The sequence below is a fragment of the Mesorhizobium sp. WSM3626 genome (assembly GCF_000513935.1).
Classification (GTDB): domain Bacteria; phylum Pseudomonadota; class Alphaproteobacteria; order Rhizobiales; family Rhizobiaceae; genus Mesorhizobium; species Mesorhizobium salmacidum.
In genome coordinates this window covers 65808-80685 of record NZ_AZUY01000025.1, presented here as the reverse complement: position 1 = coordinate 80685, position 14878 = coordinate 65808, and the positions used below count along the sequence as shown (strand labels likewise).

Genomic DNA, 14878 nt, shown 5'->3' with positions numbered 1-14878 from the left:
TGATCTCGTCGACGGCTTCGAGACCGGCGCAGCGATCGCCGACAAGGGCTATGACGCCGACCATTTGCTTGAAAAGATCGCAGAAATAGGCGCCGACGTCGTCATCCCGCCCAAGCGCAATCGAAAACATCAGCGTCCCTACGACGCTGATCTCTACAANGAGCGCAACATCATCGAGCGTTTCTTCAACAAACTNAAANAGTTCCGNCGCGTCGCAACACGATACGACAAGTTGCTNGCCAACTTCATGGGCTTTGTCAAACTTGCCGCTATCGCTATCTGGCTCAGGTAGTTAAATCGTCACTACGCCCTAGTCGGCCGCGCCGCGGTTCAAATGGAGTTCGAAGCCTGCTGCTCCCGGATCGCCCAGTTCGGCACGAAGCCGCATGCTCGGGATCAGGTAGTCGCCACCATTCTGGCGCCGGTAAGGAATGGGCGCCGTGGTCGCAAGCGTCCGCATCCGTTCGCGCAGGCGTTCGGCGACAGGCTCGAAGCCGGCTTCGTTGAAACGGTCCACGCTATAGATCACGAACGGCGGAAGCACGTCGTAGCCCGGATAATAAAGGATCCCGTGATTGATCGGGAACAGCAGATCGTCAATCGCGCCGTTGATGCCGCGCGGGGAATAATGATCCTCCCAGCCACCGGCCGTCACGATCAGCATTGCTCGCTTGCCCACGAGCGTGCCCTCGCCGTACCGGTCGCCCCATCGCTTGTCGCTATGTTCACCGACTCCATAGGCGAAGCCGTAGGCAAAGACCCGATCGACCCAACCCTTCAGGATCGCCGGCATGGCGAACCACCACAGCGGAAACTGCAGGATCAGCGCATCGGCCCAAAGCAGCTTCTCGATCTCGGTCTTGACGTCTTCGGTCAGCGCATTGGCCTCGAACGCCTTTTTGGAGGCCGCCACCGGCACCAGCCGCGCATCCGGCGACAGGCCCGGGAAATCAGCACGGTCGACCTCCGATTTCCAGCCGTCGGCATAAAGGTCCGATATCCGCACCTCATGGCCTTGAGCCTCGAGTTCCTTGACGGCGACGTCACGGAGCGCGCCGTTGAGCGACCGTGGCTCGGGATGGGCGAAGACAAGCAACACTTTCATGATGAGCGATCCTGTTGGAAGACGTTGGCCCTGAGATAGCCAATGTCCGAACGATCCGCTATGTCTTGATAATGCATAAAATTATGCCGATTAATGGATAAATCAGACATCACTCTGGAGCGCATGCGCACCTTCGTTCGCGTCGCCGAACGGGGCAGCTTTTCTGCGGTCGCACGTGAACTCGGGATCGGTCAGTCGACCGTCACCCGGCATCTGCGTGAACTTGAGGAGGCCGTCGGGGTGGCTCTGCTCAGCAGAACCACGCGGCGCGTCACGATGACCGATGAGGGCAGCCGTTACTATGCCGACAGCGTACAGATCCTGCGCCTTGTCGAACAGGCGAGCGACGAGGCTCGCGGCACGCGCGGAGCGCCCGCGGGCACGATCCGGCTCTCCTGCACCGCGGCTATCGGGGTGCTGCATGTCAGCCGGCTGATCTTCGCGTTTCAGGACCGCTATCGCGACATCGGCGTCGATCTCAGCCTTACCGACGAACGCATCGACCTTGTCACGGAAGGCGTGGATATCGCGCTTCGTCTCGGCCCGCTCACCGACAGTTCCATGAAGTTGCGGGCGCTCGGCCAGTCCCGGCGTCTGCTCGTGGCGGCACCCGGCTATCTCGCTGAACGCGGCAGGCCTGAAGATCCCCGTGACCTGGCCGGTCACGAGGGCATCCGCATGTCAAACGTGGCGGGCAGCGGCACCCTTGTGCTGCAAGGACCGGACGGCGAGCGTCATGTCGTGCCGCTTGCCGGGCGCCTTCGGGTCGACCACGGACTTGCCGCACGCGAAGCCCTGCTCGCCGGGCGCGGCATTGCGCCCGCCCATCAATGGCTTGTCGGCGATCTCCTGGCGTCCGGCCGGCTTGAGGCGATCCTGCCGGACTATGCGCTGCCGTCGGTTCCGCTCAGTATGCTGATCGTCCCCCAACGCGCGGGCATCGCCCGGGTCCGGCTGCTGGTCGATTTTCTTGCCCAACAGATCGGCGGCATCCCCGGGATCGAGAAAACGCATGTGGATCGGTGAGTATTTCCGGCACGGCATGCAAGCAATGCCGGGTATTCCATGAGAACGATTAACCAGCCGCGCCGCTGCCCCACGGCCCGTGGAACGCACCCTGCTCGCCAATGCGCTCGAAACCATGCGCACCGAAGAAGTCGCGCTGCGCCTGGATCAGGTTCGAGGTACCGCGGCCCTGGCGGTAGCTGTCGAAATAGGCAAGCGCCGAAGACAGCGCCGGCACCGGCGCACCGGCCTCGGAAGCCCTCGCGACGACACGTCGCAGCGACGGATGCGCCTCCTGCATCATGGTGATAAAGGCCGGCGCCATCAAAAGGTTGGTCAAAGCGCCGCCGCTGCCGAACGCTTCGGCCATCGTGTCGAGCATCTGCGAGCGGATGATGCAGCCGGCGCGCCAGATCTTGGCGATGGTCGGCATCGGCAGGTTCCAGTTGAACTCCTTCGAAGCGCCGCTCATCACCGCAAAACCCTGCGCGTAAGCGGCGATCTTGCCGGCGAACAGCGCCAGTTCGAGGTCTTTCAGCAGCGCGTCCTTGTCGCCGGAAATTTTCGTCACGCCAATATTGCCATAGGCTTTTTCGGCTGCCTGCCGTTCGTCCTTGATCGACGACAGCACGCGCGCCGCCACCGCCGCTTCGATCGCTGTCGCCGGAATGCCGAGCTGCTGCGCCTCGATGACGGACCATTTGCCGGTGCCCTTCTGGCCGGCGCGGTCGAGGATGATGTCGACCACCGGCTTGCCGGTTTTCGGATCGTCGGCGGCGAGCACCTTGGCGGTGATCTCGATCAGGTAGGAATTGAGCCGGCCCTTGTTCCAGTTGGAAAACACCGTGCCGATCTCTTTCGGCCCCATGCCCAGACCATCGCGCAGGATGCCGTAGATCTCGGCGATCATCTGCATGTCGGCATATTCGATACCGTTGTGGATGGTCTTGACGAAATGTCCGGCGCCGTCAGTGCCGAGCCAGGCGGCACAGGGCTCGTCCTTGAACTTGGCGGAGATGGCGGTCAGCACCTTCTCGACACGCTTCCAGGAGTCTTCGGAGCCGCCGACCATGATTGACGGTCCGTGGCGTGCACCCTCCTCGCCGCCGGAGACACCCATGCCGATGAAGGTCAAGCCCGAGCCGGCGAGTTCCAAGAAGCGCCGCATCGTATCGCGGAAATTGGCGTTGCCGGCATCGATGACGATGTCGTTGTCGGACAGCACGCCGCGCAAGGCTTCGATCTGCTCGTCGACCGGCTTGCCGGCCAGCACCATGATGATGATCGGGCGTGGCGGCCGGATCGCCGCGGCGAGTTCCTCCAGACTGTAGCAAGGAATGACCATGTCCCTGAGCGCACCGGCATTCTCGACGAAAGCGTCCGTGCGTGCCTTGGTGCGGTTGAAGACGGCGATGCGGTGCCCGTGCTCGGCGATGTTCAGCGCCAGGTTGGAGCCCATCGTGCCAAGGCCGATCAGGCCGATTTCGGCTTTTTCCATCGTTTCTTCCCTGTTTCCGGATCTGGTGTTTTCGAGCTCGAGCCCGTTCTTGCCTCGATGCCCATTATTGCTTGGATGATTGACGGGCCTTCGGGCCCGCGTCAACCGCCTCGCCCAATTGTGTTGTCGCGGCCATTACGGCCTGATGTCGATCGGCGCCTCGATCTTCACCATGTCGAAGTCCGAGACCAGTATGTCTATGCGCACCATCCAGCGGCCGGGAACCGGGATGATGAGGTTGTCGACACGCCAGCTGCCATCGCCGGGCCTGGTTGCCGCGCGCTTCAGCGGCTCGATGCCCGAATCGGGCTTCGACAGCACCAGCGTCACTTCCTTGGCGTCGAGCGGTCCGAAATCGCCGCTCATGATGATCATCGAGGCGGCGACCGGTCCGGCATGGCCAGGCGTGATGCTGAGATCGGCCATCGCCTGCAGCGCGTGGACGTGGACCGAAACCGGCTGGGCCGCGGCGATCGCCAGCGCTCGTGGCGGCGGCGTGAAGCGCCAGCCCGCCGCGACCCCGAAGATCGCCAGCACGATCAGCACTTCGACGCCGACCGAGCGGGTGAGCCTGCGTTGCACCTCGGTCGCTCCCGCCTCGGCCGAAGCGGTGAGCTTCCAACGATTGACGCCGGCAAGCGTGAACAGGAACACCAGCAGCGCGAGCTTGACCAGCAGCAGCCGGCCATAGGCAGTGTCGACCAGCGCCGAGGGCGTCTGCACCTGGATCACGGCCAACACGATGCCTGCCGCGGCAAGCAAGGCAACCACAGGCACGATTGCCCATGAGAAACGGCGCAGGAATTCAACGGCGCCGGCCGCTTGACGCTTCAGCGCGAGGCCGAGCGGCACCAGAGCGCCGGCCCAGAAGGCGATGCCAACACCATGGACGAAGACCAGCGGCCGTGTCAGCCATTGCGGTTCGGCGGCACTGGCATGGCCGCTCGCGGCAAGCGCTGCGCCCACACCGACCAGCCCGGCAAGGGCAAGCGGCCTGGCAACCGCGCGCGGTCCGGCCAGCGACAGCAGGCCAAGCCCAAGTGCGATCAGGGCGATCAGCACCGTCCAGCCGAAGCTGGTGCCGACCCCTGTGCGCCAGACCACCGGCTGCGCCAGATGGGAGAGCGGCGCACCGAGCGCATCGAGACCTTGCAAGCCGAGCGACAAGGGCGCCGCCAGCAGCCCGCACAGGATTGCCCCGGCAACAAAGCATTGACCGGCACGGCCACCCCCGGCCAGCCAGGCAAGGGCGAAAGCGCCGCCAATGCCGAGGAAAAGGCCGGCATAGAGAACGACCTTGCCGATCCAGATCGCCGACCGCAACGGCCAGTCGATCGCTTCGGAGACGGCTGGAGGCTCGCTTGGCGCACCGATGGAAAACAGCAGCGAGCCGCCGACCGGATGGCCATCGGCGGAGATGACACGCCAGCTCAGCACATGCGTGCCGGATTTGAGTGTTTGCGGATTGTCGATCTCGACCGTCTGGTCGCTGAGGCGGAAGGATGTCAGCGGGATCGGCGTACCATCGGGCGTCACCAGCGTCAGCACCAGCGGCGAGACCGGCTCGCTGAAGATCAGCGAGAACCGCGCCGGCGCCTGCGCCAGCACGGCGCCGTCGGCCGGGTCGGTCTTGATCAGCGCCGCGTGGGCAAAGGCCTGGCCTGTCGAGGCCATGACGATGAGCGCCATGAGCACCGCGAAGAGCCCACCAGCCCAGCCGAATCGCTTGCCGGTCCTTGCGGTCCTTTGGAGTGGGGATGTTGGGTTCATGCTGCCGCCATGGAATTGGCGGCGCACCTTGCGGACAGGGCGCGCCGCCAGAAAATCATCTCTTCGGCGTGAGCTTGATGCCGGGCGCCGGGGTCTCCAGCGCGTCCTTATCCTGTCCGGCCGCCGGAATCTCGATCCAGCGGGCGGCGGCATCGCCGCATTCCTGCACCACCGGGAAGTAGAGCTTCTGGCCGGCGGGCAGATCGGCCGTCAGCGTCGCCCGGAAGACGAACTCGTCGTAGAATTCATCCGGCAGATTGCCGCCGCTCCAGTCGACTTCCTTGACACCGTCGGCCACCGCCTGACCATAGAGCTGGTAGGATTTTTCATATTTGCCCTTCTTGGTCTGCAGCGTCCAGCCGGGCTTCGGCATCGGCTTCACCGCGATCACCCCTTCCGGAATCTGCACACGCACGGCGGTCGTCGCCTTGCCGTCGCAGCCATGCGGCACGCGCAGCACAGCCTTGTAGGTCGAGCCGACTGCCGCCTCCTGGGTTTCGAGCGTGATGTGCGCCAAGGCGGCATTTGTCCCCAGCACGAGAAGCGCGCCGGCCGCCAAAAGATACTTGATCATGATGGTCCCTCTGATTTCAAAAAAATGGTGGATCGGCGCGATCAATTGGCGTGGTCGTCCATGCCGCCCATTTCACCCATGCCCTCGACGGCGAACTCGACGCTGACGGCGCCGGCCTTCTCGAAAGTCAGCGTGGCGGCGAATTTTTCACCCTGCTTGGGTTGCCGCTTCAGGCCGACGAACATCAGGTGATAGCCACCGGGCGCCAGCGCCACCTTGCCTCCGGCCGGAATCTCCAGGCCACCGTCAACTGGCCGCATGGTCATGACGCCGTCCTTGACGCCCATTTGATGCAGCTCGGCCTTTTCGGAGACGTCGGAGGAAATCGACAGCAGCCGGTCCGCGGCGCTGCCCTTGTTGACGATGGTGAAATAGCCGCCGGCCACCTTGGCGCCGGCAGGGGTGGCGCGCGACCAGGGGTGTTCGATTTCGAGATCGCCCACCTTGAATTCATGCGCCGGGACGGCCTGGGCGCCGACGAACAACAGGGCAAAGGCCAACGTGATAATGCCGAGATCGGCTTTGAACCGAGGCAGGATGCGGCCGAACACGGTGCCCGCCGACATACGGAAAGAATGGGACATGGTTGCTCCATGACGTGATGATCGCGCCGTCGCCGGTCGCGAATGGTTTTGACCTTGGATGAGTACGCTCGCGAAAGGTTCCGCAAGCAAGCAGGCTCAGGCCGCAAGCGGCGGCGCGCGCGGGTTCGATGGGGAGCGTTCGCGGGCGAAGTCGAGATGCGTGGTCGCCGGGAAGACGAAGGCGACGGTCTCGAAGGAAAAGGACGCAAGCGCAAGCCCGGCATTGGGCGGCGGCGCATAGGCCGACGAAAACATGCTGCAGCCGAACGTGCAACAGGCCGGTAGATGTGACGGGTGCTGGTCGCCGCCGGGAAGCTGGGTGGCGCCGTCGCGGGTACAGATGACGTTGCCGAAGGCATCGAGCTGCGCGGCACTCGGCCCGGTGCTGAAGGCGAACGCACCAAGTGTCGACTGGAGCAACAGCAGACAGGCTGCGACAAGCGCGACCGGCATGCTCCGTTGTCTCCCCCGGCGGCTCAAACCATCTGCCTCTTCAAACAATCGATGACGATACCTACCACGGCCGGGACAGGTCGAAAATCGCCAAATCGACACTGCGGCAACACGGCAGGATCAGCTCTTTTGGGGTGGGCGGCTTTCCGGGATCGAGGTCAGCAATGTCTGGCGTGCCGACTTCAAGTGCCTGCGGCAGGCGGCATCGACCTTGCCGAGGTCGCGCGACTTGAGTGCCTCGATATAGGCTAGATGTTCGCCGATCGCGACTTCGTTGCGCTCGCGTTCCTGTGCCTTGTTCCACTGGTAGTGGTAGTGGAAGATCATGGCGATGACGTCGTAGAAATCGACAATGAAGCGGTTGCGCGAGGCGCGATGGATGAGCCGGTGGAGGCGCTCGTCCAGCTCCGAGAACTCATTGAAGCGCGTCGCGATCTCGCGTGCCAGAACGCGGTGTTCCCCCTCCAGCCGGTCGAGATCGCCCCAGACCGGACTGTCCTGCGGCAGCGCGGTGAAGGCGGCGGCCGAGCGCAATTCGAACATTTCGCGGATCTCGGTCAGTTCCAGTGCGAAGGCCCGCGTAAAGCCCTTCAGCACCCAATGGCTGTTGCGGCGTTTTTCGATCAGGCCAAAGCGTGAGAAGCGGATCAGGAACTCGCGCACGCTGGTGGTGCCGACGCCGATCTCGCGCGCCAGTTCGAGTTCGTTGATCTGCATGCCGGCCTCGGCGCCGCCGGCCAGCAGCCTGCGCATGAACGACCGTTCGATAATCTCGGCCAGCGTGTCGGTCTCTTCCTCGGGAAAGAAATCATCGGGATGCGGATCGCGCAGCACCGTCTTGGCGCGCTTGTTCCAGGCGATCAGTCCGGTCTCTTCCATGCGCGCCAGGATGCTGCGCACCGTCGTACGGCTGACGCCGAGCAGCGCGCCCAACTCCGGTTCCGACGGCAGGCTGCGCGTTTCGTCGAGCAGCCTGAGGCAGCGGTTATAGGCGTCCTTGTAGACGTTGTTGCTCTTCGACATCCCCTGACCCATTCATGCCCGCGCTTGCGGCGGCCGGCTTGAAGCGCAATATGTGTTCCAATGACCCTGAAAAGCAGGAATCTCTTTCTCCGGGCCGGTTCATTGTTCCGGCACCACCACTTGCCTCAGGGCGAACCGCGTCGAAAAAACAATTGACGCAAAACTGTTTTTTCACGATAAAAGACATTAGCTCTTAACAGGCGCGTGTCAATCCGCGCATCCCAGGATCACCCAGGAAACGCCCGTGAACGTCTCGAACACCATTCTTCTGTCCCCCGCCGACAATGTCGCCGTTGCCAATGGCCGTATCGAGATCGGCACCACGCTGCCGGGCGGCGCGCTCGCTGCCGCCGTCATCGAGCCTGGCCACAAGGTGGCGATCAAGCCGATCGCCGCGGGTGAAGCCGTCGTCAAATACGCCCAGGCGATCGGCCGCGCCACACAGGACATCGCACCGGGCGAGCATGTCCATTCGCACAATCTGGTCTTCGAGGCCGGCCGCCTGCCGGTGGTGCCGCCGAGCGAGGCCGAGCATGCGACGGAGGCCGACCGCGCCCGCACCTTCATGGGCTATCGCCGCGCCGACGGCCGCGCCGGCACCCGCAACTTCATCGGCATCATCGCCAGCGTCAATTGCTCGGCCACCGTCTGCCATTCGATCGCCGACACCGCCAACAGGACCTTGCTGCCGAAATATCCCGGCATCGACGGCTTCGTGCCGATCGTCCATGGCCAGGGTTGCGGCATGAGCGCCACTGGCGACGGCATGATGGTGCTGCATCGGACCTTGGCCGGCTATGCCCGCCACCCGAACTTCGGCGGCGTGCTGATGGTCGGCCTCGGCTGCGAGGTCAACCAGCTCACGCTTTACGGCCAAAAGGGTGCCGCCGCCGGCAAGCGCCACTTCAACATCCAGGATGCCGGCGGGTCGCGCAAATCGGTGGAAAAGGCGATGGGCGTGCTGGCCGAGATCGCCGAGGAAGTCGGCCAGTTGAAACGCGAACCGATTCCGGTCAGCGAGATCGTCGTCGGCCTGCAATGCGGCGGCTCCGACGGCATGTCGGGCATCACGGCCAACCCGGCGCTGGGCGCGGCGGTCGACATCCTGGCCGGCGTCGGCGGCATCGGCATCCTTTCCGAGACGACGGAAATCTATGGCGCCGAGCATCTGCTCGCCTACCGCGCCGCAAGCCCCGAGATCGCCAAGAAACTCGATGGCTACGTGAAATGGTGGGAAGATCACGTCGCCAAGCATGGCGCCTCGATCGACAACAACCCGTCGCCCGGCAATAAGCGCGGCGGCCTCACCACCATCCTGGAGAAGTCGCTCGGCGCGGTCGCCAAGGGCGGCCAGACGCCGCTCAACGGCGTGTTCGGCTATGCCGAGAAGGTCACCGGCAACGGGCTGGTGTTCATGGACACGCCCGGCTACGACCCGGTCTCGGCCACCGGACAGGTCGCGGGCGGCGCCAATGTCATCGTCTTCACCACCGGCCGCGGTTCCTGCTTCGGCTGCCGGCCGACACCCTCGATCAAAGTCGCCACCAACTCGACCATGTATAACCAGATGGAAGAGGACATGGACGTCAATTGCGGCGTCATCGCCTCCGGCGAAAAGACCATTGCCGGCATGGGCCGCGAGATCTTCGAACTGATCGTCGAGACGGCTTCGGGCCGCAAGACCAAGAGCGAGGATTTCGGCTACGGCGACAACGAGTTCGTGCCCTGGCATCTCGGCGCAACGCTCTAATTCGATTGATATCTGGTAGACTGCCCGGCCACACAAGTGGCCGGGCATAGGGAGGTTGTGGATGCAAAAACGCCGTATCGGCCAGACAGCGCTGGAGGTGACCGAAGTCAGTTTCGGCGGCGCCGCGATCGGCGGTCTATACCGGGCCTGTTCGCGTGAGGCGGCTATGGAAACATTACAGGGCGCGTGGGAAGCCGGCTTGCGTTATTTCGATACCGCGCCCTTCTACGGTTTCGGCCTGTCGGAGCGTCGCTTCGGCGACTTTCTGCGCTACAAGCCGCGTGATTCCTACGTGCTGTCGACCAAGGTCGGCCGGCTGTTCCGCCCAGTGCCGGAAGACCAGGTTCCCGACCACTCCTATGTCGATCCGCTGCCCTTCGCGCTGGACTACGACTATTCCTATGACGGTATCATGCGGTCGGTCGACTTCAGCTATGCGCGCCTTGGGCTAAACAGGATAGACATCCTGTATGTGCACGACATCGGCGTCTACACGCACGGAGTCGAGAAGACCAAACTGCACTTTCGCCAGCTGATGGACGGCGGGCTCAAGGCGCTCGAAGAGCTGAAGCGGGCCGGCACGATTTCGGCCTATGGGCTCGGCGTCAACGAAGTCCGGATCTGCCTCGACGTCATGCGCCGGGCGCCGCTCGACTGCATCCTGCTCGCCAGCCGCTATTCCTTGCTCGACCGCAGCGCGGAAGCCGAACTGCTGCCGCTGTGCCGCGCGCAACAGACCTCGCTGGTGATCGGTGGCGTTTTCAACTCGGGCATATTGGCGACCGGGCCGGTGCAAGGCGCGCATTTCGACTACGTACCCGCCAGCCACGATGTGCTCGGTCGTGTCGACGCCATGGAGAAGATCGCCGGTGAAGGCGGTTATCCGCTGGCGGCGGCCGCGTTCCAGTTTCCTTTGCACGAGCCAACAGTCGCCACCGTGCTGACCGGCACCGCAAAAATGGCGAACCTGACGCGGAACCTCGAATTGCTCGATATCGACGTGCCGGAGACGGAATATGCCAAGTATCGTCCCTACACCGTGGTGCAGGAACTGCCTTGAAGCCCGCACTTTCGCGATGTCCACAGGGTCGCGGGCGGGCTTCACAATATCGCGATCTGGAAGAATGAACATTCCATATTGACTAGAGTATGGAATTAATATTCCATACTCCCTCAGAACGGAAACGGGAGCGCCCGACCAAGACTGGAGAGGAGCCGACGCCGGAGGTGAGTCATTGTCAGGCCTTGGGGAGAGTTGGCCGGAAACACCGCTTGCATCGGCTGGATCGATGGACTATCAAAACAGTGCAACTGTTTTTTATTGATAAAGTTCTGTTTGGGGCCACGCCTATCCGAACCGGGCTTCCGTAACGTTTCACCAGGCGACTTAGGGAGGATCCTATGAAATTCGTGACCAGCATTCTCAACCGCCGCGCCGTCATGGCCCTGGCGGCAGCCTCGATGCTCACCGGCGTCATGCATACCGCACCGGTTTCGGCGGCGGACGTGACCATTCCGATCATCGTCAAGGACACCACATCCTTCTACTGGCAGATCGTCCTGGCCGGCGCCCGCAAGGCCGGCAAGGATCTCGGCGTCAATGTGCCGGAACTCGGCGCCCAGGCTGAGACCGACGTCAACGGCCAGATCTCGATCCTCGAGAACGCCGTCGCCGGCAACCCGGCGGCCGTGGTCATCGCGCCGACCGAAGCCAAGGCGCTCGGCAAGCCGATCGACGAGGCCGCGGCCAAGGTCAAGGTCATCGGCATCGACTCCGGCGCCGACTCCAAGGCCTTCACCTCGTTCCTGACCACCGACAACGTGCAGGGCGGCCGCGTCGCCGCTGACGGTCTCGCCGCCGCGATCGGCGCCGCCAACGGCGGCAAGGTCGAAGGCAAGGTTGCGCTTATCACGGCGCTCCCCGGCGCTGGCTCGCTCGAACAGCGCGCGCAAGGCTTCAAGGAACAGCTCAAGGCCAAATATCCCGGCCTCGAACTGATCGCCGACAAATACGCCGACGGCCAGGCCACCACCGGCCTCAACATCGCGACCGACCTGATCACCGCCAATCCGGACCTGAAGGGCATCTTCGCGTCAAACCTGATCATGGCGCAAGGCGTCGGCCAGGCGATCGCCGAGAACAAACTTGCCGGCAAGGTCGGGCTGATCGGCTTCGACAGCGACGAGAAGCTGATCAAGTTCCTCAATGACGGCGTCATTTCGGGCCTCGTCGTCCAGGATCCGTACCGGATGGGCTATGACGGCATCAAGACGGCGCTCGCCGCTTCGAAGGGCGAGAAGGTGGAGGCAAATGTCGACACCGGTGCCAATCTCGTGACCAAGGACAACATGAAGGATCCCAAGATCGACGCGCTGCTCAATCCGAAGCTCTGAGCAGCCCGTGTTCGAAACCGTTTCCGGGGCGTCTCGCCCCGGAAACATCCGCCGCCACGAGCGGCTTGGCAATCGGCCGGCTTCGGCTAGGCTGTTTGAAAAGACGATCACAGCCTCGCCAGGTGCCAGCCGCGGGGCCAATCTGGGAGGATCGCCATGACGCCGACGGCGCACGAAGTGCATCCGGCTCCCGCGCTGGAGCCCGGCAGGACCATCCTCGAATTGCGCGGGCTGGAAAAGCGTTATCCCGGCACTCACGCCTTGAAGCCGGTGGACCTTGCCTTCAAGGCAAGCGAGATCCACGCCATCGTCGGCGAAAACGGCGCCGGCAAATCCACGCTCATCAAGCTTTTGACCGGCGTCATGCCGCGCACCTCCGGAGAAGTGATCTGGGAGGGTCAATCGGCTGCACTGGCGACCCCGCATGAGGCGATGGCGCTCGGCATCAACGCCGTCCACCAGGAAGTCGTGCTCTGCCGTCACCTCACGGTCGCGGCCAACATGTTCCTCGGCGAGGAGAATTCGCGCTTCGGCATCCTGCAGCAGCGCGCCATGGTCAAGGAAGCGCAGAAGATCATCGACGATCTCGGCTTCGACTTGCCGGCGCATGTCACTCTCGGCGACCTCACCATCGGCCAGCAGCAGTTGATCGCCGCCGCCCGCGCCACCGTGCGCGGCACCAAATTCCTGATCTTCGACGAGCCGACCGCCTACCTGACCCGCAAGGAGGCCGACCAGCTCTTCACCTTGATCCGCCGCCTGAAGACGGAGGGCGTGACGATCATCTATATCAGCCACCGCATGGAGGAAGTGTTCGAGCTCGCCGATCGTGTTTCGGTGCTGCGCGACGGCACGCTGGTCGGCACCAGGAACATCAGCGAGACCAACGATGCAGAACTCGTCAAGCTGATGATCAACCGCTCGATCGAACAAATCTACCACAAGGAGCATTTCACTCCGGGTGCGGCGATCATCGAGGCCAGGAACCTCTCGGGCAAGGGCTTCGAAAACGTGTCGATGACAGTCCGTGCCGGCGAGATCGTCGGGCTCTACGGCCTGATCGGCGCCGGGCGCAGCGAATTCGTCACCACGCTCTACGGCCGGCATAAGAAGTCGGCCGGTCAGGTCCTGTGGGAAGGCAAGGATGTCCAGATCAACTCCGAGCATGACGCGATCAAGCTCGGCATGGCGCTGGCGCCGGAAAGCCGCCGCGACCAGGGTCTCTGTCTCAATTTGCCGGTTGGCCTCAACCTCAACCTGCCGATCTACAAGCGCATCTCCAGCAATTTGTTGATCTCGAACGCGAAAGAGAAGGCCGAGGCCGACCGCCAGATCGCTGGCCTCAGGATCAAGACTCCGACGCGCCATGCGTTGGCTTCGAGCCTGTCCGGCGGCAACCAGCAGAAGATCGTCATCGGCAAATGGCTGGCGCACGGCGCCAAGCTGTTCATCTTCGACGAGCCGACGGTTGGCGTCGATGTCGGCACCAAGGCCGAAATCTACCGCCTGTTCAGCGCGCTCTTGTCGAAGGGCGCCGGCATCATCCTGATCTCGTCCTATTTGCCGGAGGTCTATGAACTGGCCGACACGCTGCACGTGTTCCGCCGCGGCAAGCTGGTGGCCACGCACGGGTTCCACACCGCCGATCACGAGGACATTCTCACACAGGCGCTCGCCGAGAAACAAGAAAAGTTGGGAGGAAAGACATGAGCACCGAGGCGATTCCTGCCGAAAAACCGAAGCGCAATTACAACGCCCTGTTCGGACTGACGCTGCTGGCGCTGCTGGTGCTGCTGTGGGTCATCCTGTCGTTGTCCACATCGAGCTTCGCGTCGGCCAACAACATCTCGAATCTGCTGCGTCAGGGTTCGATGATCGCCATTTTGGCTGTCGGCCAGACCTTCGTCATCATCACCGGCGGCATCGATCTGTCCGTCGGCGCGGTGGTCGGCTTCGCCACCGTCATCGCCGCGATGCTGATCAATGCCGGCGTCCCGGTCTTCCTCGCCATCCTGCTCACCTTGCTGGTCGGCGTCGCCATCGGCCTCTTCCATGGTTTTGGCATCGTCAAGATGGGCCTGCCGCCCTTCATCATCACGCTGGCGACCCTGACGTCGCTGCGCGGCATTGGCCTTTTGATGACCAATGGCAATTCGATTTCGATCAACAATGATGCTTTCCAGGAATTCTCGCGCAACTCCTTCCTCGGCGTTCCCAATCTATTCTGGATGGTCCTGCTGGTCGGCATACCCGCCTATGTCTTCCTGCATCACAGCCGCTGGGGCCGGTATCTGTTCTCGGTCGGGTCGAACGCCGAGGCCTCGCGCCTGTCCGGCGTCAATGTCCAGCGCACCATCTTCATGGCCTACACGCTGTCGGGTCTCTGCGCGGCGTTCGTCGGCGTGCTCTTGGCTTCGCGCATCGGCATCGGCAATCCGACCCAGGCCGAAGGATGGGAACTGCAGGCGATCGCCTCGTCAGTGATCGGCGGCACCTCGCTGTTCGGCGCGGTCGGCTCGGTGCACGGGCCACTGCTCGGCGCCTTCATTCTCGCCACCATCAACAACGGCGCCAATCTGCTCAACGTCAACGCCTTCTGGCAGCGTGTCATCACCGGCGTGCTGATCATCGTCATTGTCTATTTCGACGGCCTGCGCCGCCGCGGCGGCAAGTAGTCAACGAGCCGAAAACGATCTCCGGCCCGGTATCAAAACGGGCCGGC

Annotated in this window: 14 protein-coding genes; 7 read left to right on the top strand and 7 right to left on the bottom strand. The window is 63.2% G+C overall.

Going from position 1 to position 14878, the window contains the following annotated elements; translation table 11 throughout:
- Window positions 1-292, top strand: a 292-nt coding sequence (locus tag M653_RS0118450; RefSeq protein WP_027144680.1) for an IS5 family transposase, incomplete at its 5' end; no start/stop codon positions are given.
- An 18-nt stretch (window positions 293-310) separates the two neighbouring features.
- Here the strand turns inward: M653_RS0118450 and M653_RS0118445 are convergent.
- On the bottom strand, window positions 311-1105 hold the full coding sequence (locus M653_RS0118445; protein WP_027144679.1) for an NAD(P)H-dependent oxidoreductase: 795 nt from the start codon (window positions 1103-1105) through the stop codon (window positions 311-313).
- A gap of 93 nt (window positions 1106-1198) precedes the next feature.
- Here M653_RS0118445 and M653_RS0118440 point away from each other — a divergent pair, with 93 nt between their 5' ends.
- The gene (locus tag M653_RS0118440) at window positions 1199-2131 is read left to right on the top strand and encodes a LysR family transcriptional regulator (protein ID WP_027144678.1); all 933 of its coding nucleotides are present in this window, start codon (window positions 1199-1201) and stop codon (window positions 2129-2131) included.
- A 49-nt stretch (window positions 2132-2180) separates the two neighbouring features.
- On the opposite strand, the gene gndA is transcribed toward M653_RS0118440, so the two are convergent.
- The 6 genes from gndA to M653_RS0118410 all read right to left on the bottom strand — a co-directional run bounded on the left by gndA (window position 2181) and on the right by M653_RS0118410 (window position 8012).
- Window positions 2181-3608, bottom strand: a complete 1428-nt coding sequence (gndA, locus tag M653_RS0118435; RefSeq protein WP_027144677.1) for an NADP-dependent phosphogluconate dehydrogenase — start codon at window positions 3606-3608, stop codon at window positions 2181-2183.
- Window positions 3609-3743: 135 nt separating this feature from the next.
- Window positions 3744-5378 carry a copper resistance CopC/CopD family protein gene (locus M653_RS0118430; RefSeq protein WP_027144676.1) on the bottom strand — a complete coding sequence of 545 codons (1635 nt, stop codon included), beginning with the start codon at window positions 5376-5378 and terminating at the stop codon, window positions 3744-3746.
- A gap of 55 nt (window positions 5379-5433) precedes the next feature.
- Window positions 5434-5952 carry a YcnI family protein gene (locus M653_RS0118425; RefSeq protein ID WP_027144675.1) on the bottom strand — a complete coding sequence of 173 codons (519 nt, stop codon included), beginning with the start codon at window positions 5950-5952 and terminating at the stop codon, window positions 5434-5436.
- A 41-nt stretch (window positions 5953-5993) separates the two neighbouring features.
- Window positions 5994-6536: a copper chaperone PCu(A)C gene (locus M653_RS0118420; RefSeq protein WP_027144674.1), complete on the bottom strand. Its 543-nt coding sequence runs from the start codon at window positions 6534-6536 to the stop codon at window positions 5994-5996.
- 96 nt (window positions 6537-6632) lie between these two features.
- Window positions 6633-6989, bottom strand: coding sequence for a DUF2946 family protein (locus tag M653_RS0118415; RefSeq protein WP_027144673.1), 357 nt, complete (start codon window positions 6987-6989; stop codon window positions 6633-6635).
- A gap of 120 nt (window positions 6990-7109) precedes the next feature.
- The gene (locus tag M653_RS0118410) at window positions 7110-8012 is read right to left on the bottom strand and encodes a GntR family transcriptional regulator (RefSeq protein ID WP_027144672.1); all 903 of its coding nucleotides are present in this window, start codon (window positions 8010-8012) and stop codon (window positions 7110-7112) included.
- A 244-nt stretch (window positions 8013-8256) separates the two neighbouring features.
- On the opposite strand from M653_RS0118410, the gene M653_RS0118405 reads away from it, so the two are divergent.
- The 5 genes from M653_RS0118405 to M653_RS0118385 all read left to right on the top strand — a co-directional run bounded on the left by M653_RS0118405 (window position 8257) and on the right by M653_RS0118385 (window position 14831).
- Window positions 8257-9762, top strand: a complete 1506-nt coding sequence (locus tag M653_RS0118405) for an altronate dehydratase family protein (RefSeq protein ID WP_027144671.1) — start codon at window positions 8257-8259, stop codon at window positions 9760-9762.
- Window positions 9763-9823: 61 nt separating this feature from the next.
- A complete protein-coding gene (locus M653_RS0118400) occupies window positions 9824-10822 on the top strand; it encodes an aldo/keto reductase (protein ID WP_027144670.1) in 999 nt (332 codons plus the stop codon).
- Between the two features lie 341 nt (window positions 10823-11163).
- Complete coding sequence (locus M653_RS0118395; RefSeq protein WP_027144669.1) at window positions 11164-12156, top strand: ABC transporter substrate-binding protein; 993 nt, start codon at window positions 11164-11166, stop codon at window positions 12154-12156.
- 156 nt (window positions 12157-12312) lie between these two features.
- Window positions 12313-13866 carry a sugar ABC transporter ATP-binding protein gene (locus M653_RS0118390; RefSeq protein WP_027144668.1) on the top strand — a complete coding sequence of 518 codons (1554 nt, stop codon included), beginning with the start codon at window positions 12313-12315 and terminating at the stop codon, window positions 13864-13866.
- Window positions 13863-14831, top strand: coding sequence for an ABC transporter permease (locus tag M653_RS0118385; protein WP_027144667.1), 969 nt, complete (start codon window positions 13863-13865; stop codon window positions 14829-14831). Before M653_RS0118390 ends, M653_RS0118385 begins: the two co-directional genes overlap by 4 nt.
- Window positions 14832-14878 lie beyond the last annotated feature (47 nt).

What these genes read in the sequence shown, in the direction of transcription:
- M653_RS0118430 (WP_027144676.1), bottom strand. Translation starts at nt 5,378, where the DNA reads ATGAACCCAACATCCCCACTCCAAAGGACCGCAAGGACCGGCAAGCGA.
- M653_RS0118415 (WP_027144673.1), bottom strand. Translation starts at nt 6,989, where the DNA reads ATGCCGGTCGCGCTTGTCGCAGCCTGTCTGCTGTTGCTCCAGTCGACA.
- M653_RS0118445 (WP_027144679.1), bottom strand. Translation starts at nt 1,105, where the DNA reads ATGAAAGTGTTGCTTGTCTTCGCCCATCCCGAGCCACGGTCGCTCAAC.
- M653_RS0118400 (WP_027144670.1), top strand. Translation starts at nt 9,824, where the DNA reads ATGCAAAAACGCCGTATCGGCCAGACAGCGCTGGAGGTGACCGAAGTC.
- M653_RS0118410 (WP_027144672.1), bottom strand. Translation starts at nt 8,012, where the DNA reads ATGTCGAAGAGCAACAACGTCTACAAGGACGCCTATAACCGCTGCCTC.
- M653_RS0118390 (WP_027144668.1), top strand. Translation starts at nt 12,313, where the DNA reads ATGACGCCGACGGCGCACGAAGTGCATCCGGCTCCCGCGCTGGAGCCC.
- M653_RS0118425 (WP_027144675.1), bottom strand. Translation starts at nt 5,952, where the DNA reads ATGATCAAGTATCTTTTGGCGGCCGGCGCGCTTCTCGTGCTGGGGACA.
- M653_RS0118420 (WP_027144674.1), bottom strand. Translation starts at nt 6,536, where the DNA reads ATGTCCCATTCTTTCCGTATGTCGGCGGGCACCGTGTTCGGCCGCATC.
- M653_RS0118440 (WP_027144678.1), top strand. Translation starts at nt 1,199, where the DNA reads ATGGATAAATCAGACATCACTCTGGAGCGCATGCGCACCTTCGTTCGC.
- M653_RS0118385 (WP_027144667.1), top strand. Translation starts at nt 13,863, where the DNA reads ATGAGCACCGAGGCGATTCCTGCCGAAAAACCGAAGCGCAATTACAAC.
- gndA (WP_027144677.1), bottom strand. Translation starts at nt 3,608, where the DNA reads ATGGAAAAAGCCGAAATCGGCCTGATCGGCCTTGGCACGATGGGCTCC.
- M653_RS0118395 (WP_027144669.1), top strand. Translation starts at nt 11,164, where the DNA reads ATGAAATTCGTGACCAGCATTCTCAACCGCCGCGCCGTCATGGCCCTG.